Origin of the sequence: Streptomyces sp. NPDC003300, from assembly GCF_040610915.1 — a bacterium.
In the GTDB taxonomy this organism is placed as follows: Bacteria; Actinomycetota; Actinomycetes; order Streptomycetales; family Streptomycetaceae; genus Actinacidiphila.
In genome coordinates this window covers 22,908-48,058 of sequence record NZ_JBEXNE010000003.1, presented here as the reverse complement: position 1 = coordinate 48,058, position 25,151 = coordinate 22,908, and the positions used below count along the sequence as shown (strand labels likewise).

26 protein-coding genes and 1 pseudogene are annotated in these 25,151 nt (G+C 72.0%); 11 read left to right on the top strand and 16 right to left on the bottom strand.

Features of this window, described 5'->3' with window-relative positions; genetic code table 11:
* Positions 1–226: 226 nt before the first annotated feature.
* Positions 227–607: a MerR family transcriptional regulator gene (locus ABZX65_RS05125; protein ID WP_355334854.1), complete on the bottom strand. Its 381-nt coding sequence runs from the start codon at positions 605–607 to the stop codon at positions 227–229.
* A gap of 217 nt (positions 608–824) precedes the next feature.
* Between ABZX65_RS05125 and ABZX65_RS05120 the strand changes: the two genes are divergently transcribed.
* Entirely contained in the window at positions 825–1,763 is a 939-nt protein-coding gene (locus ABZX65_RS05120) for a chlorophyllase (protein ID WP_355334852.1), read from the top strand.
* Between the two features lie 143 nt (positions 1,764–1,906).
* On the opposite strand, the gene ABZX65_RS05115 is transcribed toward ABZX65_RS05120, so the two are convergent.
* Positions 1,907–2,500, bottom strand: a complete 594-nt coding sequence (locus ABZX65_RS05115; protein ID WP_355334849.1) for a helix-turn-helix domain-containing protein — start codon at positions 2,498–2,500, stop codon at positions 1,907–1,909.
* 122 nt (positions 2,501–2,622) lie between these two features.
* Here ABZX65_RS05115 and ABZX65_RS05110 point away from each other — a divergent pair, with 122 nt between their 5' ends.
* On the top strand, positions 2,623–3,651 hold the full coding sequence (locus ABZX65_RS05110) for an NADP-dependent oxidoreductase (protein WP_355335757.1): 1,029 nt from the start codon (positions 2,623–2,625) through the stop codon (positions 3,649–3,651).
* Here ABZX65_RS05110 and ABZX65_RS05105 read toward each other — a convergent pair.
* The 5 genes and pseudogenes from ABZX65_RS05105 to ABZX65_RS05085 all read right to left on the bottom strand — a co-directional run bounded on the left by ABZX65_RS05105 (position 3,635) and on the right by ABZX65_RS05085 (position 7,702).
* On the bottom strand, positions 3,635–4,309 hold the full coding sequence (locus ABZX65_RS05105) for a Type 1 glutamine amidotransferase-like domain-containing protein (protein WP_355334846.1): 675 nt from the start codon (positions 4,307–4,309) through the stop codon (positions 3,635–3,637). The two genes, ABZX65_RS05110 and ABZX65_RS05105, sit on opposite strands and share 17 nt — an antisense overlap.
* A gap of 89 nt (positions 4,310–4,398) precedes the next feature.
* Positions 4,399–5,472 (bottom strand): annotated as a pseudogene (locus ABZX65_RS05100) (HAD-IC family P-type ATPase); the annotation flags it as partial.
* 81 nt (positions 5,473–5,553) lie between these two features.
* Positions 5,554–6,141, bottom strand: a complete 588-nt coding sequence (locus tag ABZX65_RS05095; RefSeq protein WP_355334844.1) for a DinB family protein — start codon at positions 6,139–6,141, stop codon at positions 5,554–5,556.
* A gap of 40 nt (positions 6,142–6,181) precedes the next feature.
* A complete protein-coding gene (locus ABZX65_RS05090; protein ID WP_355334841.1) occupies positions 6,182–6,850 on the bottom strand; it encodes a class I SAM-dependent methyltransferase in 669 nt (222 codons plus the stop codon).
* 450 nt (positions 6,851–7,300) lie between these two features.
* The gene (locus ABZX65_RS05085) at positions 7,301–7,702 is read right to left on the bottom strand and encodes an ATP-binding protein (protein WP_355334838.1); all 402 of its coding nucleotides are present in this window, start codon (positions 7,700–7,702) and stop codon (positions 7,301–7,303) included.
* Between the two features lie 407 nt (positions 7,703–8,109).
* On the opposite strand from ABZX65_RS05085, the gene ABZX65_RS05080 reads away from it, so the two are divergent.
* Both ABZX65_RS05080 and ABZX65_RS05075 read left to right on the top strand, forming a co-directional pair.
* Positions 8,110–8,601, top strand: a complete 492-nt coding sequence (locus ABZX65_RS05080; protein WP_355334835.1) for a peptidylprolyl isomerase — start codon at positions 8,110–8,112, stop codon at positions 8,599–8,601.
* Between the two features lie 250 nt (positions 8,602–8,851).
* Positions 8,852–9,886, top strand: a complete 1,035-nt coding sequence (locus ABZX65_RS05075; RefSeq protein WP_355335754.1) for an NAD(P)-dependent alcohol dehydrogenase — start codon at positions 8,852–8,854, stop codon at positions 9,884–9,886.
* 87 nt (positions 9,887–9,973) lie between these two features.
* Here the strand turns inward: ABZX65_RS05075 and ABZX65_RS05070 are convergent, their stop codons facing one another.
* The gene (locus tag ABZX65_RS05070; protein WP_355334832.1) at positions 9,974–11,533 is read right to left on the bottom strand and encodes an MFS transporter; all 1,560 of its coding nucleotides are present in this window, start codon (positions 11,531–11,533) and stop codon (positions 9,974–9,976) included.
* A 160-nt stretch (positions 11,534–11,693) separates the two neighbouring features.
* Here ABZX65_RS05070 and ABZX65_RS05065 point away from each other — a divergent pair, with 160 nt between their 5' ends.
* Complete coding sequence (locus ABZX65_RS05065) at positions 11,694–12,107, top strand: MarR family transcriptional regulator (RefSeq protein ID WP_355335752.1); 414 nt, start codon at positions 11,694–11,696, stop codon at positions 12,105–12,107.
* Between the two features lie 42 nt (positions 12,108–12,149).
* Here the strand turns inward: ABZX65_RS05065 and ABZX65_RS05060 are convergent, their stop codons facing one another.
* Positions 12,150–12,983: an aminoglycoside phosphotransferase family protein gene (locus ABZX65_RS05060; protein ID WP_355334829.1), complete on the bottom strand. Its 834-nt coding sequence runs from the start codon at positions 12,981–12,983 to the stop codon at positions 12,150–12,152.
* A 214-nt stretch (positions 12,984–13,197) separates the two neighbouring features.
* Between ABZX65_RS05060 and ABZX65_RS05055 the strand changes: the two genes are divergently transcribed.
* The 4 genes from ABZX65_RS05055 to ABZX65_RS05040 all read left to right on the top strand — a co-directional run bounded on the left by ABZX65_RS05055 (position 13,198) and on the right by ABZX65_RS05040 (position 16,153).
* Positions 13,198–13,944 carry a DUF4232 domain-containing protein gene (locus ABZX65_RS05055; RefSeq protein ID WP_355334826.1) on the top strand — a complete coding sequence of 249 codons (747 nt, stop codon included), beginning with the start codon at positions 13,198–13,200 and terminating at the stop codon, positions 13,942–13,944.
* 3 nt (positions 13,945–13,947) lie between these two features.
* Positions 13,948–14,628 carry a class F sortase gene (locus ABZX65_RS05050; protein ID WP_355334824.1) on the top strand — a complete coding sequence of 227 codons (681 nt, stop codon included), beginning with the start codon at positions 13,948–13,950 and terminating at the stop codon, positions 14,626–14,628.
* Between the two features lie 183 nt (positions 14,629–14,811).
* Positions 14,812–15,315 carry an RNA polymerase sigma factor gene (locus ABZX65_RS05045; RefSeq protein ID WP_355334821.1) on the top strand — a complete coding sequence of 168 codons (504 nt, stop codon included), beginning with the start codon at positions 14,812–14,814 and terminating at the stop codon, positions 15,313–15,315.
* Positions 15,299–16,153, top strand: coding sequence for a DUF4232 domain-containing protein (locus tag ABZX65_RS05040; RefSeq protein WP_355334818.1), 855 nt, complete (start codon positions 15,299–15,301; stop codon positions 16,151–16,153). Before ABZX65_RS05045 ends, ABZX65_RS05040 begins: the two co-directional genes overlap by 17 nt.
* 36 nt (positions 16,154–16,189) lie before the next feature.
* On the opposite strand, the gene ABZX65_RS05035 is transcribed toward ABZX65_RS05040, so the two are convergent.
* The 4 genes from ABZX65_RS05035 to ABZX65_RS05020 all read right to left on the bottom strand — a co-directional run bounded on the left by ABZX65_RS05035 (position 16,190) and on the right by ABZX65_RS05020 (position 19,933).
* Positions 16,190–16,462, bottom strand: coding sequence for a hypothetical protein (locus ABZX65_RS05035; RefSeq protein ID WP_355334816.1), 273 nt, complete (start codon positions 16,460–16,462; stop codon positions 16,190–16,192).
* Complete coding sequence (locus ABZX65_RS05030) at positions 16,459–18,165, bottom strand: FAD-dependent oxidoreductase (protein WP_355334813.1); 1,707 nt, start codon at positions 18,163–18,165, stop codon at positions 16,459–16,461. The genes ABZX65_RS05035 and ABZX65_RS05030 overlap by 4 nt, the downstream gene beginning before the upstream one ends.
* On the bottom strand, positions 18,162–18,920 hold the full coding sequence (locus ABZX65_RS05025) for a ferric reductase-like transmembrane domain-containing protein (RefSeq protein WP_355334811.1): 759 nt from the start codon (positions 18,918–18,920) through the stop codon (positions 18,162–18,164). The genes ABZX65_RS05030 and ABZX65_RS05025 overlap by 4 nt, the downstream gene beginning before the upstream one ends.
* Positions 18,921–19,297: 377 nt before the next feature.
* Positions 19,298–19,933, bottom strand: coding sequence for a TetR family transcriptional regulator (locus ABZX65_RS05020; protein ID WP_355334808.1), 636 nt, complete (start codon positions 19,931–19,933; stop codon positions 19,298–19,300).
* A 494-nt stretch (positions 19,934–20,427) separates the two neighbouring features.
* Here ABZX65_RS05020 and ABZX65_RS05015 point away from each other — a divergent pair, with 494 nt between their 5' ends.
* Positions 20,428–21,093 (top strand): response regulator transcription factor, encoded by a 666-nt coding sequence (locus tag ABZX65_RS05015; protein WP_355334806.1) that lies wholly within the window; start codon positions 20,428–20,430, stop codon positions 21,091–21,093.
* Here the strand turns inward: ABZX65_RS05015 and ABZX65_RS05010 are convergent.
* The 3 genes from ABZX65_RS05010 to ABZX65_RS05000 form a co-directional block, all read right to left on the bottom strand.
* Complete coding sequence (locus ABZX65_RS05010) at positions 21,073–22,551, bottom strand: amino acid adenylation domain-containing protein (RefSeq protein ID WP_355334803.1); 1,479 nt, start codon at positions 22,549–22,551, stop codon at positions 21,073–21,075. The two genes, ABZX65_RS05015 and ABZX65_RS05010, sit on opposite strands and share 21 nt — an antisense overlap.
* Positions 22,548–23,681: an acyl-CoA dehydrogenase family protein gene (locus ABZX65_RS05005; RefSeq protein ID WP_355334800.1), complete on the bottom strand. Its 1,134-nt coding sequence runs from the start codon at positions 23,679–23,681 to the stop codon at positions 22,548–22,550. The genes ABZX65_RS05010 and ABZX65_RS05005 overlap by 4 nt, the downstream gene beginning before the upstream one ends.
* 141 nt (positions 23,682–23,822) lie before the next feature.
* The gene (locus tag ABZX65_RS05000; RefSeq protein ID WP_355334797.1) at positions 23,823–24,536 is read right to left on the bottom strand and encodes an alpha/beta fold hydrolase; all 714 of its coding nucleotides are present in this window, start codon (positions 24,534–24,536) and stop codon (positions 23,823–23,825) included.
* 300 nt (positions 24,537–24,836) lie between these two features.
* Here ABZX65_RS05000 and ABZX65_RS04995 point away from each other — a divergent pair, with 300 nt between their 5' ends.
* Complete coding sequence (locus ABZX65_RS04995; protein WP_355334794.1) at positions 24,837–25,130, top strand: phosphopantetheine-binding protein; 294 nt, start codon at positions 24,837–24,839, stop codon at positions 25,128–25,130.
* Positions 25,131–25,151: the final 21 nt, after the last annotated feature.

Genomic DNA, 25,151 nt, shown 5'->3' with positions numbered 1-25,151 from the left:
GTCCCGGCGATCTTCGCGCCGGACCATGCACCAACCATGCAGGGGAATTACGACAGCGACATTGCGCCAACGTGGCGGCACCCTGGGTGGCGGGGCGGGCACTCTGCGCGGTCGTCCGCGTGGCGCGTGGGTGCCCCCGTCGCACCCTGGAATCGCACCAGGCCGCTTGTCAGTCGGCGGGCGATGGGGTGATGAAGAGGGCCACCGCGGGACCGGCGCGACACCGTTAGCCGGACGTGTCCTGTCGGCAGGACGCGCCGGTGCGCAGGTTCACGGAGGCACCGGCGATGACCGAGTCGAGCCGGTCGCGGGTGTGTGTCAGATCCGCGATGTGCCGGTCGATCTGATCACGCTCGACCGTGAGGCGATCCAGAAGCTCGGGCGTGGCCCGGCCGTCGATGACGCAGGGCGTGAGCGCGGCGATGGTCTTACTGGACAGACCGGCCGCGTACAGCTCCCGGATCAGATTGATCCGGTCGACCGCGGCCTCCGCGTAGTGGCGCTGGCCGCTGTCGCTGCGTTCGGAGACCAGCAGATCCTGCTCCTCGTAATACCGCAGCGCCCTGGTACTGACGCCCGTGCGACGAGCCAGTTCCCCGATGCGCATGTCCCACTCCACGTCTCTGCGATCCGCGTCACAGCCACTTGCCTTTGACGTCAACGTCAGGTTTTAGCGTAACCAATGCGCCCTTCTCCCGGAGTTTTCTCCCGGAGGGCCCCGCTTCCCGAGCCACCGCACGCCCGCCCGCACGCACCTCCGCACCTCCGCACGCCCGCCCGCACCTCCGCACCTCCGCACCCCCGCACCTCCGAAAGAGACACGCATGACCACGTATTCGGCGACCGGCCTCACCGGCCCCGCGCCCACCCCGACCGTCTCGGTCAAGCCGCTCGTCCTGCCCGCCCCGCACCGAGGCGCGGACCTGCGGGTACGGATCTCCGCCCCGGTCACCGGCACCCGCCTGCCGATCGTGCTGTTCGCGCACGGCTTCGGTTCCGACCTGGACGGCTACGCGCCGCTGGTCGACCACTGGGCCGCGCACGGCTTCGTGACCGTCCAGGCCACCCATCTGGACTCCAAGCGCTTCGGCCTCGCCGGGGACGACCCCCGTACGCCCGACCTGTGGCGCTACCGCGTCCAGGACATGAAGCGCGTCCTGGACGAACTCGGAACGCTGGAGGCGTCCGTGCCGGGCCTGGCGGGCCGGACCGACCACGGCCGTGTCGTCGCGGCGGGACACTCCTTCGGCGGTCAGACCGCGGGCATCCTGGTGGGGCTGCGCGTCAAGGACCCGCGCACCGGCCTCGCCGAAGACCTGTCCGACCCGCGGGTCATGGCCAGCGTCCAGCTCGCCACCGCGGGCAAGGGCGGCGCGGAACTCACCCCCTTCGCCCACGAGCACCTTCCCTGGCTCCGTGACCAGGACTTCTCCCACATCGCCGCCCCCGGACTCGTCGTCGCGGGCGACCAGGACGACCTCCCCCTCTCGACCCGGGGTCCGGCGTGGACCACCGACCCCTACACACTCAGCCGAGGCGACAAGAGCCTGCTCACCGTCCGCGGCGGCGAGCACTTCCTCGGCGGCATCTCCGGCTACCGGTCGGCCGAGACCACCGACGAGGACCCCGGCCGCGTCGCTCTCGTCCAGCAGGTCACCCTCGCCTACCTGCGCCACATCACCGGCGACGACCACACCGACTGGGAGACGGCCCGCTCCGTCCTCGCCGCCGCCCACCCCCTGGGACACCTGGAGTCCAAGTGACCCGTACGGCGCCGGGCCGCCTCCGACGATCGCGGCGACGCCGCTGATCCGCTGACGGCCCGCTCCTGTGCGGCGGCATCGCCGAGCCCGCGTGGACGGTGACGCGTGCGGACCAGCCCGTCGCGGACCTCGGCGCGACGGCCTCAGCCGAGGACCGGGGGGCGTGGTTGCCGGCCGGTGTCGGCGCTGTCCGCGCTCGTGAGGATCGCGCTCGCGATCACGTCGAAGAGGTGGTCGGCGCGGGGGGCGAGGGAGGGCTGGTCGCCGAGCCAGGCGAGCATGGCGACGAGGGCGAACAGGTCGGCGCCGTCGATGTCGTCGCGTGCCACGCCCGCGGCCTGGGCGCGGGTGAGGAGCCGCGCTCCGGCCGCGCGCAGGGTGACGCACGAGGCGTGGAGCGCGGATTCGGTGTCCTCGATGGCGGCGGCCATCAGGACGGTCACACCCCGGTACTCGGTCGTCCAGGCGACGCAGTCGCGCAGCCACGAGACGAGGGCGTCCTCGGGTGACCCCTGTGTCTCCAAGTCGGCCGCCCGCGACGTCAGTTCGCGGAAGCTCGTGTGGAGCAGGGCTTCGAGCAGGGCCTCCCGGGTGGGGAAGTGCCGGAGCAGTGTCGCCAGGCCCATGTCAGACCTGCGGGCGATGTCGCGCAGCGAGACGTCGACACCGTGCTCGGCGATGACGGCACCCGCGACGTCGAGCAGGTGGTCGCGGTTCTTCCTGGCGTCGGCGCGCATGGGTCCCTCTTGACTATCCGGATCAGTGGTCCATATATTCGGATCAGTGGTTCGGATAGGTGGACCACTGATCCGTTCAGCGTATCCCCCGGTGGGGGCAGGAGATTACGATGCCCACGAAGATGCCGTCAGACACGATGCGGGCGATCCGGCTGCACGAGCACGGCGGCCCCGAGGTGCTGCGTGAGGACCGGGTGCCGATCCCCGAGCCGGGACCGGGCGAGGTGCTCGTCCGCGTCCACGCGGTGGGCGTCAATCCTCCGGACTGGTACCTGCGCGGCGGGCTGACCTCGGTGCCGGGGGAGCCGGAGTCGACCGTCAGGCTGCCCGCCGTTCCGGGAACGGACGTGTCGGGTGTCGTCCAAGCCGTCGCCCCGGACGTGGACGACCTCGCCGAGGGCGACGAGGTCTTCGGTCTTCTGCGCTTCCCCGGCTTCCACGGCAGCGCCTACGCCGAGTACGTGGCCGCGCCCGCGTCGGACCTCGCGCGCAAGCCGTCCGGCATCGACCACGTGCACGCCGCCGGGGCGCCCATGGCCGGGCTCACGGCGTGGCAGTTCCTCATCGAGGCAGGACACGACCACCCCTCGCCCTTCCAGGCGGCGCGGCACCGCCCGACGGCGCTCGACGCCGACAGCAAGGTGCTCGTCAACGGCGCCGCGGGCGGCGTGGGGCACTTCGCCGTGCAGTTGGCGAAGTGGAAGGGCGCGCATGTCACCGCCGTGGCGTCCGGCGCGCACGAGGCGTTCCTCCGCGACCTCGGCGCCGACCGGTTCATCGACTACACCAAGAGCCGTCCCGAGGAGCTGGTGCACGACGTCGACCTCGTACTCGACGCCGTCGGCGGCCCCGACAGCAGGCGGTTCCTGCGCACCCTCAAGCGCGGCGGCGCCCAATTCCCCGTGCTTCCCGGGGACTTCGACGCCGAGGAGACCGCGAGGCTGGGCGTCACCGTCTCGACCGCCCAGGTCCGCTCGAACGGCGCGCAACTCGCCGAACTGGGACGCCTGCTCGACGCGGGCACGGTACGCGTCGCCGTCGACAGCACCTTCCCGCTCGCCCGCGCGCGGGCGGCGCACGAACGGGCCGCCCGCGGACACCTCCAGGGCAAGATCGTGCTCACGGTCGAGCAGGTCACGGCGCCGCGTTGAACAGCTTCCAGTTCCCCTCGGAGACGATCTCGACGCCGTCGTCGGTCACCTTGATGGCGGTCTGGTTGTCGATGGCGTACGCCGGGGCCTTGAGCGCGGCGGCCCACCGCTCCGCCTCGGCCATGGTGTTCTCGGGGCAGCCCGGACTGTCGAGGTGCGGGAAAAGGGAGAAGTCGACGACTCCCAGGGCGCGGTCGTCACCGGTGGGCGGCTGCCAGGCGACGAAGTGCTCCCCGACGCGGGGAGTCAGCACCATGCTCCCGGCGCTGAGCCCCACATAGACCGTGTCGTGCAGCGAGGGGAACAGGTCGGCCAGGCCGGACTCCCGCATCCAGTGAGACAGGTACAGCGCGTCGCCGCCGTTCACCAGCAGGACGTCCGTCTCCCGGACCCAGGAGACCCACCGCTCCTTGTCGATGCCGGGCAGCGCCGTGAGCTCCAGTACGCCGACCGACTTCCAGCCCAGCCCGGTCATGGGGTGAAGGGACTGTCCGCTGATGAAACGCCACGGCCCGCCCGGATCGCCGTACGGGCCCCCGTACCCGGCGGTGGGAATGCACAGGGCGTTGGCCTCGGCGATCGGTTTGCCCAGGAGATCGAGGAGCGCCGCCAGAATGCTGGCGTTCTTGACACCGGAGTCGGTAAGGAGAAGCTTCATGACGCCCCCGCACTGATCGCTCTGTGAAAGTGAGCGAGCGACGCTAACACACCCGCTGTCGGCAGAGCAGGCGCGCCGGACCGCTCGCCTCACGGCTGGGTCCAGGCGGTGTCGCGCAGCAGCCGGAGCCCGTTGAGGGCGACGACGAGAGTGGAGCCCTCGTGGCCCGCGACCCCGAGGGGGAGCGGGAGAGCGGCGGTCAGGTCCCAGACGGCCAGAGCGGCGATGAACACCGCGGCGACCGTCAGATTCTGGATCACCAGACGGTGGGCGGCGCGCGAGAGCTTCACGACGGCCGGGACGGTGGCCAACTCGTCGCGGATCACCACGGCGTCGGCGGTCTCCAGCGCGAGGTCGGACCCGGCCCTGCCCATGGCGACGCCGGTGTGTGCGGCGGCCAGCGCGGGCGCGTCGTTGACGCCGTCGCCGACGACCAGCACCTTGCGACCGCGCGCCTCCCACGCGCGTACGGCCGCTGCCTTGTCCTGCGGCAGCAGGCCGGCGCGTACGTCGGTGATGCCGACCTCTGCGGCCAACTGCCGGGCGGCCCGTACGTTGTCGCCGGTCAGCAGGACCGGAGGGGGGTCGGTCATACGGGCGAAGGCGGCGACGGTGGCGGCGGCGTCCGGGCGCAGCCGGTCCGCGAGGCCCAGCACTCCCAGCGGCGTACCGTCGCGCAGCACCGCCACGGCCGTACGCCCGGCGGCCTCCACCTCCCGCACCGCCTCGCGCACCCCGTCCCGCAGCCCGCCCCGCGCCGCCTCGCCGGTCCCGAGGGGGAGGAGGCGCGCGGGGGAGCCGACCTGGACCGTGCGGCCGTCGACGGTGGCCGTGACGCCCTGGCCGGGGGCCGAGGTGAAGCCGTCGGCGGCGGACAGCGGAAGGCCGCGCTCGCGGGCCGCGTCCACCACCGCGCGGGCCAGCGGGTGTTCGCTGGGGTGCTCGGCCGACGCGGCGAGCCGGAGCAGGGCGTCCGCTTCGAGGCCGCTGCCGGGCAGCGGCCGGATGTCGGTGACGCGGGGCGTCCCCTCGGTGAGCGTGCCGGTCTTGTCCAGCGCGACGCTGTCGGTCTGCCCGAGGCGCTCCATCACGACGGCCGACTTGACGAGGACCCCGTGCCGGCCGGCGTTGGCCATCGCGGACAGCACCGGCGGCATCGTGGACCTGCCGGAGGCGGTCGCGGCCGACTGAGGCCGCGCGCGTGCCGTCACGCCGGGCGGTCGGTGAACGACGGTCCTACGGCCTCACGCGTCGGCCTCCCGGGCCGCCCGCTCCAGGCGGTCACGGTGGTTCTCCCACCAGGCCGCTTCGCCCGGCGGCAGGCTGCCGTTGTTCTCGTTCATGCCCACCGCGCCGTCGGTGAGTTCGCGCAGGATGTCCGCGTGCCCCGCGTGCCGGTGGGTATCGGAGATCACCCGCACCACGGCGTGATGCAACGTCACCTCGTCCCGGCCGTCGGGCCACCACGGCACCCGGCCGGTCGCGTCCAGGGCCAGCGCGTCGATCGTCGCGTCCGCCTGGGCCCACGCCCGGTGGTAGAGGCCCACGATGTACTCGCGTGACTCGTCGGCGGCGGCCCACATGTCCGCGTTCGCCTCGGCCCCCGCGTCGAGCCAGGGCAACGGCTCGCCCGACGGCCGCCCGAAGGTGTCGCCGAGGTAGCCGAACTCCACGCTGGCCACATGCTTCACCAGGCCCAGCAGATTCGTGCCGGTCGGCGTCATCGGGCGGCGCACTTCGTACTCCGAGAGCCCTTCCAGCTTCCACAGCAGGGCGTCGCGCGCGGACTGGAGGTAGAAGCGCAGGTCGGTCTTGGCATCCGTAACGGTCATGCGGCCAGTCTCGCGCCCGCCCGACCACCGGTCACGCCGTTTACGCCGTCGGTGCGGGGCCCGCGCCGGGCGGCGGTTCCGCGACGCCGACGAGGAACCCGGCCCTGGTGCGGACGCTGACCGACCACTTCAGCGCGGTGAGGTCGTCGGTGAGCGTCCGGGCGTCGTGGAACACCTTGACGATGCGGTACCGACCGCCGTCGTCGGTCCTGCGCAGCGCCGCCGGGGTCGCATGGCCGGTGAGGACGTCCTCGTACGTCGCCGCGCCCGGGCCGTCGTCGACGAAGACGGCCCTGCCGCCCGGGGCGAGCGCGGCGGCGACGGTGTCCCAGAACCCGGGCAGCCGGGCGGGCGGGACGTGGGAGAGCCAGAAGGCGAAGAAGACCGTGTCGTAGCGGCGCGGCGGCTGCCACGCGAACACGTCGGCCTCGACGAACCGGACGGTGGAGGACGCGGTACGGGTACGGGCGATGGCCAGCACCTCGGCCGCCGCGTCGACCGCCGTCACCGACCGCGCCCGCGCCGCGAGCCTCGGGGTCCACTGGCCCGTCCCGCAGGCCAACTCCAGCACGTCCCCGGTGATGGGGAGTTCGTCGACCACCTCCAGCAGGTCCCGCAGCTCTTTGTACTGCGCGTAGGTCCGGTCGTACTCGCCCGCCCGCGCCCGGTAGTACGCCATCTGCTCCGCCACGAGGGCGTCGTCGTCCATGGGTGGGTCCTCTCGTCCGGTTCCCGCCGGAGCCGCGTGGGCTCCGCTCGTCGGCTGGTCTCCACCGGCACTGTCGACCTTCACCTCCGGTCAAGGTCAAGGGTCCCGGCGGGCGCCGTCGTTCTCTCACCCTTCGGTGAACCGTCAGGGACACCGATAGCCTCTGCGTCGTGACCTTGATCGAGACGCGCGGCCTGGTGTCGATGACGGACGGGGCGCGGCCGCGGTGGACGGCGCTGGGGGACACCTCGCGGCGGACGCCCGTGGTGATGCTCCACGGCGGTCCTGGGCTGCCGGACTATCCGGGCGGGGTTAGGCCGCCATGGTGACGGACCTGGCGCCGGTGTACCGGTACGACCAGCGTGGCACCGGCCACGCGCCGTGGCAGGGCCCACCTGGGGCGAGTCGTGCGCGCTGCGGCGGAGGTGTAGGCCGCCGCGCGCGCCGGGTTCAGTACAGCGGCAGGATGAGGGTGATCCGCTTGCCGCGCGGGGTGCCGTCGGGCGCGGGGTCGTGCGGGGTGACGGTCACCCGCAGGGCGAGCTGCTGGATCAGACGCCAGCCGAATCCGCCGCCCACGTAAGGGGCTTCGGTGCCCGGCGGGCGTTCGGTGAGGCGGGGGAGCGCGGGGCTCAGGTCGTCGATGCTCACCTCGACGCCGAGCGGCACGAGGCGGGCCTGGCAGTGGGTGATACCGCCGCCGTGCACGATGGCGTTGGTGGCGAGTTCCGAGGTGGCGAGCACCGCGTCGCCCATGGCTCTGGGATCGCACGGCTCGGGGTCGGCCGCCACGGTCTCCCGCACCAGAGCGCGTACGGCGGCGGCCGTGAAGGGGGCCCGAAGCGCTCGCATACCGGTGGGGGGCGTTTGCGTGGAGCGCTGCCCACCACCCGGCGGCGGCCTGTCAGCGGCCATCTGATCTCCAGGAATTCGACATCGGGTCGCAACGGACGGCGACGGTCCGGGGAGGTCGCCCGCGGTGCGCGGTGACACCTGCGGACGTTTTTCCCAGGTCTGTCGTCAACGGGGCGTCTTGCCGACGTGCCATGACCGAAACGCATCCGCCACAGTTGGGACCCGCGCAGTTTGCCACCGGTCGCACGGGCAAGGCGACGAGGTTGACCCGGTCGGCCTTCCGAGGGCGCCCGGACGCCCCCGGAGGCCCTGGGGCACCTCCGGTACGGCTGTGACCTGCAGATCTGCCGTGTTGGGCCGCTCTGGGCGCGGCGTCTCCCACTGGGGATGCAAGGATGGTGCCCATGGACAACGTGTACTTCGACATCTCCATTGACGGCGCTCCGGCCGGTCGGATCGTCTTCCGTCTCTTCGACGACGTCGTGCCCGAGACGGCGCGGAACTTCCGTGAGCTGGCCACCGGCGAGCACGGCTTCGGCTACGCGGGCTCGGCGTTCCACCGGATCATCCCGTCCTTCATGCTCCAGGGCGGCGACTTCACCAGCGGCGACGGCCGCGGCGGCAAGAGCATCTACGGCAACAAGTTCGCGGACGAGAACTTCAAGCTCAAGCACGACCGCCCGTTCCTGCTGTCGATGGCGAACGCCGGGCCGAACTCCAACGGCTCGCAGTTCTTCGTCACCACCGTGGTCACCGACTGGCTCGACGGCAAGCACGTCGTCTTCGGCGAGGTCGTCGAGGGCGAGGAACTGGTCAAGCAGATCGAGGGCAAGGGCTCGCGCAGCGGCACGCCCTCCGCCAAGGTCGTCATCTCCGCATCCGGCACCGTCGCGTAAGCACCCCACCAGCGACCTCGTAGGCCCGAAGGCCCCCGGCGACCCGCCGGGGGCCTTCCGCGTTCGCTGAGCGGGGCGGGCGGGACCGGGGGAAAATCGAAGAGCCGGGAGCGGGGTCCCGGCGGCGGGACCGGGAGCAGAAGCGGGGGAGCGAGAGCCGGAGAGAGGTCACCGAATGTCGACATCAGCAAGCCCTGAAGGGACGACGGCCACGACTCGGGCCGGGACGACAGCGGAGCCGCAGGCCGAGATGAAGGCGGTTCAGTACCGCACCGTGGGCGCCGCCCCCGAAGTGGTGACCGTCCCGCGCCCCGAGCCGGGCCCCGGCCAGGTGCTGCTCAAGGTCACGGCGGCCGGGGTGTGCCACTCCGACATCGCCGTCATGAGCTGGCCCGCCGAGGCCCTGCCCTTCGCGCTGCCGCTCACCCTCGGCCACGAGGGCGCGGGCACCGTCGCCGCGCTCGGCGAGGGCGTCGGCGGGCTGGAGCCGGGCGAGTCGGTCGCCGTCTACGGCCCGTGGGGCTGCGGCGGCTGCCTGATGTGCGCGCAGGGCAAGGAGAACTACTGTCTGCGCGCCGAGGAGCTGGGCATCCGCCCGCCCGGCCTCGGCGCGCCCGGCGCCATCGCCGAGTACATGATCGTCGACGACCCCCGGCACCTGGTGCCGCTCGGTGGCCTCGACCCCGTCGCCTCGGTGCCGCTGACCGACGCGGGCCTCACGCCGTACCACGCGATCAAGACCTCGCTGCCGAAGCTGGTCCCCGGCAGCACCGCCGTCGTCATCGGCACCGGCGGCCTCGGCCACGTCGCCGTGCAGTTGCTGCGCGTGCTCAGCCCGGCCCGCGTCATCGCCCTCGACGTCAGCGAGGAGAAGCTGGAGCTGGCGCGCGCGGTCGGTGCCCACGAGACCGTCCTGTCCGACGCCGACGCGGCCGACCGGGTCCGCGCGCTGACCGACGGCGTCGGCGCCCAGGCCGTCTTCGACTTCGTGGGAGCCGCCCCCACGGTCGCCACCGCCACCGCGTGCGCCGCCGTCGAGTCCGACGTGACGATCGTCGGCATCGGCGGCGGCAGCGCCACGGTCGGCTTCGGCACCGTCGCCTACGACGCGGCCGTCCGCGCCCCCTACTGGGGCTCGCGCGCCGAGCTGATCGAGGTGCTCGACCTCGCCCGCTCCGGCGCGGTCGAGGTCCACGTCGAGACGTACTCCCTGGACGACGCTCCGCTCGCCTACGAGCGGCTGCACGCCGGGAAGATCAACGGCCGCGCAGTGATCCTGCCCTGAAGGTCGACCTCACGTTGAGCTTCTGGGACCTACTGGGACCTAGTGTGACCTTCTGGGATCTTCGGACCGGGTACGGCCGAGGACCGCTCAGACCGGCTCGTCCGCCGGCGCCGGTGCCGGGACCTTCGCCGCACCGCCGCCCGTGGCGCGCACGTGCCGCGCCGGGATGAACGCGGCGATGAACAGCGCCGCGACGGCCGCGCCGCAGGCGACGGCGAACGCCACCCGGAAGCCGCTGAGCGAGGGCAGCGGCGCGCCGTGGTACGAGGTGGTCATGTGGGCGAGGATCACGCCGACGACCGCGCTGGACGACGAGGTGCCGATGGACCGCATCAGGGTGTTGAGCCCGTTGGCGGCGGCGGTCTCCGCCAGCGGCACCGCGCCCATGATGAGCGCGGGCATGGCCGCGTAGGCGAGGGCGATCCCGCAGCCGATGACGGAGGCGACGACCACCACCTGCCACACGGCGTGGGTGAGGAACAGGCCGAGCCCGTAGCCGACCGCGACGACGGCCATGCCGATCATCAGGGACACGCGCGGGCCGCGGGCCGCCGAGATCCGCGCCGACAGCGGCGACACGGCCATCATCACCAGCCCGGACGGGGCCAGGCACAGACCGGCCACGAGCATGGACCGGCCGAGCCCGTACCCCGTCTCCTCGGGGAGCTGGAGGAGCTGGGGCAGGACCAGCGACATCGCGAAGAGCGAGAATCCGGCCATGACGGAGGCGATGTTGGTGAGCAGCACCTGCGGCCTGGCCGTCGTGCGCAGATCCACCAGCGGCGCGGTGGTGCGCAGTTCGAACATGCCCCAGCCGACGAGTACGACGACGGCCGCGGCCACCAGTCCCAGCGTGGTGCCCGAGGCCCAGCCCCAGTCGCCGCCCTTGGAGATCGCCAGCAGCAGGCAGACCAGGCCCACGGACAGCCCGATCGCGCCCGGCACGTCGAACCGGCTCGGCGTGCGCACCGGGGACTCCGGCACGAGGAACAGGACCAGCGCCATCGCCGCCACGCCGAGCCCCGCGGAGGTGTAGAACAGCGCGTGCCAGTCGGCGTGCTGCGCGATCAGCGCGGCGCTGGGCAGGCCGAGCGCGCCGCCGATGCCCAGCGACGAGCTCATCAGCGCCATCGCGGAACCGAGCCGTTCCGCGGGCAGTTCGTCGCGCATGATGCTGATGCCCAGCGGGATGACGCCCGTCGCGCCGCCCTGGAGCGCCCGGCCCACGACCATCGGGACCAGCGACGAGGTGAAGGCGCAGACCAGCGAGCCGACGACCAGCAGACCGAGACTGAGCAGCAGGACGCGGCGCTTGCCGTACATGTCGCCGAGCCGTCCGGTGACCGGGGTGGCGACTGCTCCGGCGAGCAGGGTCGCGGTGATCACCCATGAGGTGTCGGAGGCCGAGGCGTGCAGCAGGCCGGGCAGTTCGGGCAGCAGCGGGACGACCAGCGTCTGCATGAGGGCGACCACGATGCCCGCGAAGGCCAGCACGGCGACGACCGCGCCACTCGCGGGCCGGTGGACACCGGCGGTGTGACCGGCTGCCGGTATGCCGGTGCCGCTTGCTGAGTCGGACATGTCGTCGCCTTCGGTGGGGGTCGTCGGGCCGCGGGCCGTGGACGACGTGGGCAGGGAGATGTGCATGATACATAGGATGTGCGTCATGCACATTGCCCAGGTCGTGGGTACTCTCGGGAGGCGGGAGCACGGACGTCACGGCGCGCGCCCCCGGTTCGTACGTCCCACGTCGTGCGTCCATACGTCATGCGGAGGCGGTGTGCTGGAGCGGCTGGAGCGGGAACTGATGCTGGTGGCCCGCCACCATGTGCTGACGCGCCGGGACAGCTCGGCCGAGCGGCTGGACAAGTCCGCGTATCTGCTGCTCGCGCGCCTCGACTCGGAGGGCCCGATGTCCATCGGACAGCTCGCCGACGCCTTCGCACTCGACACCTCGACGGTCAACCGGCAGACCGCCGCCCTCCTGAGGGCCGACCTCGCCGAGCGCGTCCCCGACCCCGACGGCGGCCTCGCCCGCAAGCTCCGCATCACCGAAGAGGGCGCCAAACGGCTCGCGGCCGACCGCGCGTTCTACATCGCGGGCATCGACAGCGTCCTGACCGACTGGTCGCCGCAGGACGTGGAACTCCTCAGCGACATGCTCACCCGCTTCAACCGCAGCATCGAGTCCCGCGAAGGGCGGCAGTGGCCGCGGCCGTGAGACCGCGCTCGGCGGACCGTCCACGCGAGGGCGTACGGCCGGTCAGCCGAGCAGGGCCAGCAGACGGCCCGCCTGCCGCCGCGCCGTACCCGGCGGATTGCGCCGGGCGGCGGGATCTCCCGAGGCCAGGTCCTCGAAGGACAGCAGGAACAGCCACACCAGCGCGATCAGCCGTCGGCAGTCCCGCAGCCGTACGGTCTCCGCCGCCGTCAGCTCGACGTGCGACAGGAACGCCGTGACGTCCAGCGGGTGTTCCACCCAGCTCGCCACATGCTCGGTGATCTCCGCCAGTTCATAGGCGCGGTCGCTGCGGCCGGAGTCCTCGAAGTCCACGACCCGCACACGCGAGCCGTCCCAGAGGTAGTTGGCGAGATTGCCGTCACCGGGGCCGAAGACCGCGGGCACGGCGGTCTGTTCCGTACGGTCCAGGCCCGACGCCTCCAGCCAGGCGAGGCCCGCGTCGACAGCGCCCTCCACGGCCGCGTCCACCCGTCCCCGCACCCGCGGCGCCCAACCGCGCAGCCGCGCGCCGAGTTCGGCCGGGCCTTCCGGCCGTACGGGCACCCGCGCGAGGACGTCGGCGGGCAGCGCGCTGTGCAGCGCGTTCACCGTCCGCGCGAGACGCGTCAGCCGCTCGCCGTCCAACGGCGCGCCCCGGAGCGGCACTCCGGGCAGCAGGGACATCGAGACCACCGGCCCCGCGTCGCCCAGGTCGCAGGAGTACGGCCGCGGCGCCAGCCCCGGCGCGTGCCGGTCGAGCAGCGTCAACGCCCGCCACTCGCGCACGGCGCGCTCGTGGGCGGTGGCCGGGAACCGCTTGGTCACGCCGCCGGCCGCGAACGTCACCGCGTGCGTGCCCCACTGATGCGCGCCCATGGCAACCGATCCTGCCAGGCCCGCCGTTGGACCCGCCGGGAGGCGGCGCGGGAAACCCCGTGCGCGAAGTGCCGCCGCTCGCCGCTCGATTGATTTGGCAATCTCTTTACAACCCGGCCCCACCCCGCGTCGTCTCTCCCCTGCGAATCCCCTTACGGCCCGGCCGGCGCTCGTTCCGGAGCGCGGCAGCCGAGGGGAGAAGGGAAGACCGGACATGCGCATGAGTTCACTCGCCGTCGGCGCCGCCGCGTTCTCGACCGCGGCCAGTTTCGCCGTACTCGGAGCGTCCCCGGCGACCGCCGTCGCCCCCGCGAGCGACACATCGAGCACTCCGATGTGCGCCACCTCCCAGCTCACCGCGTCCCTCGGCGGTGAGGACGCCGGAGCGGGCAACCTCTACCGCTACCTGGTGCTGACCAACCACAGCGGCACCACCTGTCACCTCACCGGATTCCCCGGCCTGTCGCTGCTCGACGCGAGCGGCAAGCAGATAGGCGCGCCCGCCACCCGCGAGCACAACGGCTACGCGGCGGTCGTGCTGCGCCCCGGCGGCAAGGTGAGCGACACCATCCACACCATCAACCACCAGGGCACCTGCCTGCCGACCTCCACGAGCCTGCGAATCTACCCGCCGGGGAACAAGGCGTCGCTGGTCTTCGCGGGGAAGATCACCAACTGCGACAACCAGTTCTCCGTCACCCCGCTCGTCGCGGGCACCGGCGGCAACCCCTCCAACTCCGCGCCCGCGCCGACGCCCACCACCACGTCCTCCGGCTCCGGCTCGCAGGTCACCGCCGTACCCAGCGGTGCCCCCGACACCGGCCTCGCCGAGACCGCGCACTCCTCGGGCACCCACGACCAGGACACCCTCGCGCTGGCCGGCGCCGGTGTGCTGGCCGTCGGCGCCCTCGGCCTGGTCACCGGGATGCGCCGCAGGTCGCACGGCCGGGCACAGGACTGACCGTTGCCGACCGTCACCTCCCTCAGCCGTTCCGTCCCGGTACGGGCCTGGTGCGTGCTCGCCGCCGCCGTACTGGTGCTGCTGAGCGGCTGCCAGTCCGACCCGCCCGCTCGGGCCACCCCGGGCGGGACGGAGCGGACACCGTCCGCCTCGGCGTCCGCGACCTCGACGCCGTCGTCCGGCGGCACGACCCCGGCGACCACCGGGGCCGTACCGCTGGCCCGCTCGGTCCCGGTCCGGCTGCGGATCGCGGCCATCGGCGTCGACACCCCGGTGATGTCACTGGGGCTCAACTCCGACGGCACCGTGGCCGTACCGCCGATCGAGGCGCGCTCGCCCGCGGGCTGGTACAGCGGCTCGCCGACGCCCGGCGTCACAGGACCCTCGGTGATCCTCGGCCACGTCACGGTCGGACAGTACGGCGACGGCGTCTTCCGCCACCTGTCCGAGCTCGCCGCCGGCGACCGGATCGAGATCGGCCTCAAGGACGGCGCCACGGCCGCCTTCACCGTCGACTCCGTCCAGACGGTCGCCAAAGCGCGATTTCCGACGGACCGCGTGTACGGGAACGTCGACCACCCCGCTCTGCGTCTCATCACCTGTGGCGGCACCCGGATCACCGGGAGCGGCTATCAGGACAACGTGATCGTCTACGCGTCCCTGTCGTCGGGAGCGGGAACCTGAACAGGACCCCGCACCCGTCCGCCGTCCGGACGCCCACCGCTCGTACGCACCGGACCTGGTCCGCGCGTACGTCACCGGCACCGGCCCCGATCCGGGGCCGGCGCGGGGCGGGCGGCGCCGGGCGGCCCGGGAGGTCTGCCCCGGCGCCACCGGGGCAGACGACGATCACCACGAGGACGACGAGTGAGGAGAGCGGCCATCCGGTCCCAAGAGCGCGCGGCCGCCGAGCTGTTCGAGGCCGTCTATCCGCGCCTGGCGGGCTGGTGCCGCCGTCTGGTGGACGACGACGGGACCGCGCACGAGATCGCGTCCGAGGCCTTCACCCGGCTGTGGGCGCGCTGGACCAAGGTCGAGGAGCCCAGCGGATACCTCTATGTGACCGCGGCCAACCTGGTCAGGGACCACTGGCGCAGACTGGAGCGGGAGCGCCGCGCCATGCGCCGATTCACCACGGAGGAAGCCGTGAAGGAGCAGCAGGACAGCAGCGACCCCTCGGTGCGCATGCTCGTCCAGTCCCTCCCGGAGCGACTGCGCGACCCGGCACTGCTGTACTACTACGCGGACCTGCCCGTACAGCAGGTGGCCGCGCTGCTCGGCCGGAACGAGGGCACGGTCAAGGCCGACCTGCACGCGGCCCGCGAACTGCTGCGCGCCAGGCTGGGGGAACACCATGACCGGACTGTCTGACGACGGTCCCGGCGGGGAGCCCTTCGACCCGCTGGAGCCGCTGCTGCGCCCGCCCGCGGTCTATCTGCCGCCGCCCGCGGGCTCGTTCGAGCTGATCCGCCGCCGCGCGGCCAGGCGCCGCCGCTCCCGCGCGATGGTCGGCGGCACGCTCGCCGCCGCCGTCATCACCGGTGCCTTCTACGTGGCCGGCGCGCTCAACAGGGACGACTCGCAGGAGGTCGTCCCCACACCGGCCAACAGCAGCGGGCCCGTCACCACGGCCCCCGGACCGACGACCCCGCCCGTCGTGCCGCCGCCCGCGCCCACCCCGACGCGGACCACGCCCACCAAGGGCCCGGGCGACGGTACGACCGTCACGTCCGAGCCGCCAGGGACCACCCCGCCCACCTCGCCGACCAGCACCGGCACCGGCACCGACTCCGCCGCCACACCGCTGTGCACGGCCGCGCAGCTCACCGCCTCCCTCGGCGACGGCGACGCGGGCGCGGGCAACCTCTACCGCTACCTGCTGCTCACCAACCACAGCGATACGGTCTGCCATGTCACCGGCTTCCCCGGCCTGTCGCTGCTGGACGCGAACGGCAAGCAGATCGGCGCCCCCGCCACGTACCAGAATCTCCCGCACGGGCCCGTCGTGCTGCGGCCCGGCGAGTCCGCGAGCGACACCATCCACACCGTCAACCAGCAGGGGACCTGCCTGCCGACCTCCACGAGCCTGCGGATCTACCCGCCGGGCAGCAGGGCGTCGCTGGTCTTCCCGGGGAAGATCACCAACTGCGACAACGAGTTCGTGGTCACCCCCTTCACCGCGGGCGCGACGGGCAACCCGCCGTCCTGACGGGGACGGCGGGGGTCGGTCCGCGCCGGCGCCGGCTCAGTGCACGTCCGGTGGGCTGGAGGTCGCGGGCGGCAGTGAGTAGGTGGGGGACGCGGGGGAACCCGAGCGGACGCCCGGCGGTTTGCTGGGCGGCATCGGCGCCGCGGTGATCAGCACCCTGCCGTACGCCGCCATCGCCGCCGCCGTCACGAGCAGGATCATCAGCCAGCGCAGGTGCAGCCGGGCGGGGACGCTGAGCAGCCACGACAGCATCCCGCCGGACAGCAGCAGCCCGGAACGACTCCTGCGGTTGACGCCGCGACGGCTCATCGGCGCCCCCTCCCGCCGGTGGGCCGGGTATGGGGCAGGGTGCGGCCGATCTGGTCGCGGTAGCGCAGGAGTTCCAGCGGCATGTCAAAGGCGACGGCCGCCACGATCTGCGGACCGTACGCGGTCTGCCGGGAGTAGCGGACGAGGAAGCGGTCGGAGCGCATCGAGCCCGCCATGACCTCGGTGTCCGTGCCGAGCGCGGGGATGCCCACCGCCTGGATCCGGATGCCGTGCTGCTCCGACCAGAAGCGCGGCACCGGAGTGAAGCGCGCCGCGCGTCCGGGGCCGCGCAGCAACGAGTCGGCGGCGTGCTGCCCCATCTCCACGGCGTGGATGAGGTGTTCGACCCGGCGCGGCTCGGTGTCGAACCGCGGGTTCGGCCAGCGGGCCACGTCCCCGGCCGCCACCACATGCGGCGTGGTCCTGCCCCACTCGTCCACCGCGTGGCAGGTCGGCCCGCAGAGCACGCCGTCGGAGATCTCCAGACCGCTGCCCCGCAGCCACTCGGTACGGGGCTGGCCGCCGAGACCGAGCACCACGAAGTCGCAGTCGAGGACCGCGCCGTCGTCGAGCCGCAGCCGCAGCCCGTCGCCGTGGTCCTGCCAGTCGGTGATCTTCGTGCCGAGGCGGACGTCGACACCCGCGCGGCGCTGGAGCGAGCCGACCACCGCGCCGACCCTGGCGCCGAGCACCCGGCGCAGCAGCGGCGCGCTGTGGACGACGAGCGTCACGTCCATCCCGTTCTCCCGCGCGGTGCAGGCGAGTTCGCAGCCGATGAAGCCGCCGCCGAGGATCACCACCCGACGGGCGCGCGCCGCGTGCATCGCCCGGCGTATCGCCGCCGCGTCCTCGATCGTGCGGACGGTACGGACCCGGTCGCTGAACACCGGCGCCTCGGGCAGCCGCTTGGCGTCCACACCGGTCGCCACCACCAGCCCGTCGAACGGCAGATACTCCCCGCCGCGCAGTTCGATCGCGGACTTCGCCAGGTCCAGCCCCGTCATCCGGGTGTCGAGCAGCCAGTGCGCGTCCAGCGCCGCGTCCGCCCGGAAGGGCAACTGCTGCTCGGCGAGCCGGCCCGACAGATACTGCTTGGACAGCGGCGGACGGCTGTACGGCCGGTGCGGCTCCTCGCCGACCATCACCAACTCCCCGTCGAAGCCGCGCTCCCTGAGTCGGGTCGCGGCGCTCAGCCCGGCGAGCCCGGCGCCCGCGACGACGATCCGCCGCAGGCTCGCCCGCGCCGCGGAGCCGCTGCGCAGCGGCCTCGCCGCCCGCCGCGCGATCGCGGCGGGACCGCCGGACGGGCTCTGCCCGCCGTGGACGGTGATGGCCTGCATCGGGCAACACCGCACCGCCTGGCGGGCCTTGGCCGCGTAGTCGGCGGGCACGCTGCGCGTGTAGTGCAGCGAACCGCTCTCGGCGATCCGGAAGACCTCGGGCGCCTCCTGCTGGCAGATGCCGTAGATGTGGCACCGGTTGTTGTCGACGCTGATCCGTACCGGCTCCGCCTCGGGCACCAGTACGGGCCTGGCGGGCGCGAACGACTCGGCGGCGATGGGGGCTTGGGGGAGCGGCGGCGCGGTGCGCGCGGGCGGGCGGCCCTGGTGGACGACGACCGGCGTGGTGGGCCGGGCGGCGGGCGCCTGACCAGGTGGCCAGGGCGCCGGGGGGACACGGCCCGGGGGAGGCGGCTGGATCATTCGGCGGCTCCCGGCCTGCCGAGGTAGGTGCGCTGTCTGAGCCGGGAGCGGGACGGGAAGGCGCGGATCAGGAAGGCCAGCAACACCGTGCCCGCGCCGGTGGCGATGCCGACCGACACCAGATTCAGATGGCGCGGCTCCGGGTGCACCAGGAAGACGTGCAGCCAGATCAACCCGAAGGCCGCATAAGCGAACTGATGAGTCCTCAGCCAGCGGTGGTAGCCCAGTCTGCGCTGGAGCCACACCGAACATCCCACGGCGATGGCCAGTTCGGTGCCGAGGATGCCGAAGCCCACCGGGAGCCGCTGCACACCGCCGGTGAACGGCACGGTCAGCTCACGGCCGCCGATCCGCCAGACCGGCTGGTAGAGAAAGGTCGCGCCGTGCACGACACCGAAGATCATCGCGGAGAGCGCCAGCGTCATGTGCGCGCCGTAGAAGGTGGCCCGGTTGACCGCGTGCTGCAGGAATCTCAGCCGCAGCAGCACACCGAGGACGACGGTGGCCACCATCAGCACATACGCGATCAGAGCCGCGAGTCGCGCGATCTTGTGGACGCCCATGTCGTAGGGGACCTGCTTGTCGTACGCGTCCAGCGGGGAACCGGGGATGGGAGCGGCGGCGGAAGTGCCGCGCGCCAGGAGCAACCCCACCGTGAAAAGCACCAATACCGAGAAAAGCACCAGCAGAAGACGGGAAGCACCGCTGAGCGCGGGGGCCTTCTTACGGCTGTCGAATGCCGCGACCGTGACCATATCCTGTGACTCCTCGTATCGACGCGACTGCGACACGCGCAGGGCGAAGACCTGGGGCGATACCCGGAGTCGAGCTGTCCCGTTACCCTTTTGTGCATTCGCCGATGAATGCGGCAAAGGTGTTCGGGGCAGGCTCCTCTTCGGGCCCTTTCCCCTGAAGGACACGCTGCTTGGCGGCAGACGCTACACCAAGATTCGTGCGCGGTCGATGCATGGCCAACGGGCCCCGGGCCAGCTCGATATGACGCTAAATCACCATTGTGACGGCGAATCACCGGCCCGGATCGCGTAGCTCGCGTAAAGGCTTCGCGCGGCGATGGTGAATCACGAACCGGTGTACTGCGCGGCGAATGGTGAAGGACCGGGCCGGGCGCGGCTCAGCCCGCGCCGCCCGGACGGTCGGCCGTGCGGGGGAGTGGCAGGTCGCCGGTGAGGGAATTCTGGATCACCGGCGCGTACACGGCGATCAGCGACGGCGTGCTCGCGGATGCCAGCGGCTCGACGCGGATGATGTAGCGGGCCATGACCAGACCGATGAGCTGAGAGCCCAACAGGGCCGAGCGCAGCGCGCGTTGTGGCTCGGCCAGTGCCTGGGCCAGTGGGCCGAGCACTTCGCGGCCGAGGAATTCCCGCAGGATCCCGGCGGCCGTCTCGTGCGAGACCGCTGACCGGATCACCGCCAGCAGCGCGTCGTGCCGCTCGGCCGACTCCCACAGGCCGAGGACCGTCGTCAGCAGCCGCTCGCCCGAGGTGGCGGGATCCCCGGCGAGCACCGGCAGCAACTCCATCGGGCGCACCGCCTCGTGGACGGCGGCGGCGAACACCCCTTCCTTGGACCGGAAGAAGTGGTGCACGAGCGCCGCGTCGACCTTCGCTTCGCGGGCGATGCCGCGCACCGTCGTCCGCTCGTAGCCGTACTCGGCGAATTTCAGCCGCGCCGCCCGCAGGATCGCCTCCCTGCTGCCGCTGCGGCCCGGCCGTCGGCCGGGCCGTCCGGTGACCGCCTCTCCCATGACCGCCGCCCTGTCACGTAAATTCACCGTTCGGTGATTTATGAGAGTAGCCTCGGCGGGGTGAAACGCCAACCACCCGCCGGCCGTGCGCCGGCCACCGCCGGCGCCGCGGGCGCGGACCGCGTGCGGACCGGGCGTCGGTCCGGTCCGGCGCCGACGCGGCCCGGCCGCCCGCCGGGCGCTCGACACGCCTCGCCGAACCCGGAAGAATTACCCGCGAGGGTCGCTTGAAACCTCTTTGGGACGCAAACGGGCGACCTGTCCGCGAGGGGAGTTTATCGGCGCGCCGTGACCTGTGCGGCGGCTCGGGGCATTGCCCGAAAGGGCTATAGATTTAACTTTCAATCATAACGAGCTCAAATGTTCCATGTTGATGCTGGTCAGGCGTGCGTGCTAGAGTCGAAATAACGTGCTGTTTGCTGAAGGTCGGGGGCTCGATGCTTCAGGATGGGATCACGAGAGTTCTTCTCGTCGACTCCAGAGCGGTTTCCCGTGTGGGACTCAGTGTCCTGCTGAGCAGGGAAACCGATCTGGAAGTCGTGGGCGAGGTTGCCGATATTCGGCACGCTCTGCCCTGCGTGGCAAGGTTGTCTCCGCATGTGGTGATCATCGACGCGCTGGATGTGGCGCCGGATGTTCCGCATGCCATCCAGCAGCTCATCGTCGGCGGCGCCGACGGCTGCCCTAAGATATTAGCCCTGGTCCAGAGCCTGGAGCAGTGCGCTCAGCACTGGCAGGCGGCCGGTGCCAGGGGTGTGCTCGACAGTCAGGCGAGTCCGGAGCGGATCATCGCCGCCGTCCGGATGGTCGCCGCCGGTTACCGACTGGTGATTCCCACCGTCGGCGCCGCCACTGCCGCCGCCACCGCGGCGGCCATCACGCCGGAACCGCCGCAAGCGGAAACATCGGAGACCGATCTGGTGTCCAGTGGAATAACCCGGCGTGAGCGCGACGTGCTCCAGCTCATCATCCGCGGCTATTCGAACGCGGAAATATCAGAAGCACTTTTTCTGAGTGAGAGCACCGTGAAATCACACGTTCAGCGCATGCTGGACAAGCTGGCTCTGCGCAATCGAGTACACGCCGTTATATATGCTTATGAAAAAGGAATTGTCAGAGCCGGCGGCAATTTAGAATCTTTAGTCGGTACCAGTATGTGACACCATTTTCGCGACCTGGGAACGGTCTTTCTTGCCGTTCCCGGTTCGGGGTATCTCGTCGAAAAGGCTGAGGCTGTCGACGAGCATGTAGGTGGGGAGCCGTTCGGCGCTCCACCGCTTGAGCGCGAGCAGGCCCGGAGCGCTGTCCGGGGCCGGGACCACCACGGCGTGCAGCCGTGCCGTGAGCCCGGTCCCGAGCACGACCACGGCCACGTCCCTGACCTGCGGGTGCAGGCTCAGGACGCTCTCGATCTCGCCCAGCTCCACCCGGTTGCCGCGGATCTTCACCATGTGGTCGCGGCGCCCCAGGTACTCCAGCATGCCCGCGTCGTCGTACCGCACGAGGTCGCCGGTCGCGTACGGGCCGCTCTGCGGCGGATGGCCCCAGTACCCGAGCATCACCGTGGGGCCGGAGACCAGCAGCTCCCGCCCCGCCTGGCCCGCGACCTCGGGGCCCAGCTCCAGGGTGTCGCCCGAGCAGACCGCGCCGATCGGCAGGGCGCCCGCGCGGTCGAGATCGGCGGCGCAGACCTCGTACGACGTACAGACATTCGTCTCGGTCGGGCCGTACCAGTTGAGTAGCCTGACGTCCTGCCAGGCCGCGCGCAGCCGCCGCACATGGGCGATCGGGAACGCCTCGCCCGCGAAGACGCAGGCCCGCAGCGCGCGCGGCGGCGGCCCGTCCAGCAGGCCGCCCTTGGTGATCATCAAGGTGAGCGCCGACGGCACCGAGTACCAGACGGTGATCGCGTGCTCGTCCATGAAGCGGACGAGCTGGGCCGGCGCGTAGGCCAGCGCCTCGGGCACCAGATGGACGCTGGCGCCCGCCAGGAACGCCGCGTAGAGGTCGAAGACCGACAGGTCGAAATTGAACGGCGCGTGGTTGGAGAGCCGGTCCGAGGGGACCAGCCGCAGATCGGCCGCGGCCCACCGCACGAACGCCAGCGCGTTGAGGTGGCTCAGGCACACACCCTTGGGCTCGCCGGTCGAACCCGACGTGAACAGGATGTACGCCGGATCGTGCTCCGAGCCCTCGACCGGCGACGGTACGGGCTGGCCCTCGCCCGTCGTCAGCAGGTCCGCGAAGGTACGGCAGGGCGCCGCGTCCCAGCCCGCGTCGGCCGCCGCGTCCGCGCCGTCCTCGTCTGTCACCACCAGCGCGGGGGCGCAGGCCGCGACGATCCGCGCCAGCCGCGACGGCGGGTTCGAGGACGCCACCGGTACGTAGACCGCGCCGCCGCGCAGGCACGCCTGCATCAGCGCCACGACGTGCAGGCTCTTCGCGCTCCACAGCACGACCCGGTCGCCCGGCCGCACCCCGCTCGCGGCCAGCGCCGCGCCGTAACGCGCCGCGAGCGCGTCCAGTTCGCCGTAGGTCAGCCGTCCGTCGACGGCGTCGACCGCGAGGGAATCCGGCGCCCTGCGGGCGGCGGCGGTGACGAATTCGTGCAGCCTCACAGTCCCAGCTCCTTCGCGACGAGCTCCTTCTGGATCTCCGAGGTACCGGAGAACAGCACGCTCGGCACCGCGTCCCGCAGCGCCGCCTCCACACCCGACTCCGACCGGTATCCGCGACCGCCGAGAATCCGTACGGCGTCCAGCGCGCTCTGCACCGCGGCCTCGGAGACGGCGAGCTTCGACAGCGCCACCGGCAAGGTCGCCCTGCCGCCGCGGTCCATCTCCCAACAGGCCCGGTAGAGCAGGAGTCTGGCGCTCTCCAGCCGCAGCTTCATGTCCACGATGCGGTGCGAGACCGCCTGGAAGCCGGAGATGCGACGGCCGAACTGCCGCCGCTCGCTGGCGAATCGGACGCACTCCTCGACCAGGCGGTCCATCAGGCCCAGATAGCCCGCGAAGAGGCAGGCGCGCTCCCAGCCCATGGACGTCTGGAAGATCGTCGCACCCATCCCCTCGACGCCCAGCACCTGGTCGTCGGGGACGAAGCACTCCTGGAAGGTCACCGTGCCCGCCAGGCAGGAGGACAGGCCCATCTTCTCGAAGGGCTCACCGCGCAGCACCCCGGGGGCGTCGGCCGGCACGACGAAGGCGGTCTGGCCGAGGTGTCCCGAGTCGGGGTCGCTGGTCGCGTACGTGACCAGGACGTCGGCGGCCGGGCCGTTGCTGACGAAGCTCTTCTCGCCGTCCAGGACGAATCCGCCCGGCACTTCGGTCGCCGTCACCCGCAGCCGCGAGACGTCGGAGCCGGACTCCGGCTCCGTCATGGCGTTGCCCGCGATCATCCGGCCGGACGCCAGCTCCGGCAGGAAGCGCTTCTTGAGGTCCGCGCTGCCGAACTCCGCGATCGGCACGGCGCAGGCGAAGAGGTGGGCGCTGGCCGCGAAGACCAGCCCGGTGTCGTGGCAGCCGCGGCCCACGGCCTCGATGACCCGCGCGGTGTCGAGCGCGCCGAGGCCGTCCCCGCCGTACTCGGCGGGAAGGCAGGCGCCCAGGGCGCCGATCCGGCCGAGTTCCCGCCAGTCGGACCGTTCACCGGGGCGCCGCGGACGGTCCGCGGGGAACGCGTCGGCGGCCCGGCGGACGGTCTCCTCGTACCGCGCGGTCTGCTCGGTGCTCCAACTGAAGTCCACGCTGGCTCCTGCATCGGGAGGGGGGAGGGAGGGAGAGACGGAAGGTGGGGTGCTGCGCTCGGGGCTCAGGGCTCAGGGCTCAGGGCTGGGGCTCGGGGCCGAGGGCCCCGCGCTCAGGGCTCAGGGCTCAGGGCTCGCGGATCACATCGCGCCCACCGTGAGCAGGTCCGCCAGCGCGGAGCGCAGTTCGGCGCTGGCGAGCATCATGTGGCCGCCCCGCACGGTGGTGACCCGGCACGGCCCGGTGGTCTCCGCCGCCCACGCGGCCAGCCCCGGCGCGTCCACCACCGGGTCCAGGTCGCCGGCGAAGACATGCACCGGGCAGGACAGCGGCGGCAGTTCGGTGGGACGGCGGTAGGTCTCCGTCATCCGCAGGTCGGCGCGGAGCGGCGGAAGGAACAGGTCGAGCAGCTCAGGACTGTCCTCGACGGCGGGCAGCGCGCCCTCCAACGTCCGCAGGCCGCTCAGCAGTTGGGCGGGCGGAGCGTTGTGCAGCGGCGGCAGCGCGTGCGGGGTGCGGGGCGAATTGCGTCCCGAGACGATCAGGGCGGCGGGCGGGCCGACCAACTGCGAGAGCCGGTGAGTCAGTTCGAAGGCGACCACGGCGCCGAAGCTGTGCCCGAACACCGCGTAGGGTCCCTCGATACCGGGTGCCAGCTCGGCCGCGAGGGTACGGGTCAGCGTGCCGATGTCCTGGGCGAGCGGTTCGCGCCTGCGGCTGCCGTGGCCCGGCAGGTCGACCGGGCGGACCCGCGCCACCTCGGCGAGGCCGGGCCGCCACGCGTGGTACATCACCGCGCTGCCGCCGGCATGGGGCAGGCACAGCAACTGGGGCCGTAGGGCGGGAAGCAGCACGGCCGCGGACCTCCTGTGATCGGGCGCACCGGATGGTCCCTCGATCCTCGCCGTTGCGGCGGCACGGGGCCACGGCCGTGAGTACTCATCATTAATGAGGACCCGCACGTGAAGCGGAAGCGGCGCCTCCCCCGTAAGTACGCACTTCGGGGCGTGTGTGCGCGGGCGTAATTCATCAGGTCTGGTGAAGTCCTCCGGTGGCGCCCGTAGCTACGTTTGGGGCCCTGGCCGAGCCGACCGCGACTTCGTGGAGTCGGGGGTTCCGCCGTGTCAACCCCGGACTCCGGAAGGTCGCTACGCATGTCCGACAGTTCTGATCCGCAGCTCGGCTACGACGAAGTCCTCGCGGAGCTGAAGGAGTTCGTCGAAACGCGATTCCTGCCCGAGGGCGAGGAGGGAATCGAGCCCGATTCCCCGCTGCTCCAGCTCGGAATCCTCACGTCGCTGAACACCACCGAGCTGATCGCCCATATCCACGACAGGTACGGGCTGTTCATGCCGCCCGAGTACATCGTCGGCAGGAACTTCAAGAGCCTGGACGCCATCAGCAAGCTCGTGGTCCGGATCCAGACCGACCCCGCCGCCATGGCCTGACGCTCTGTCCGACGCCGCTGT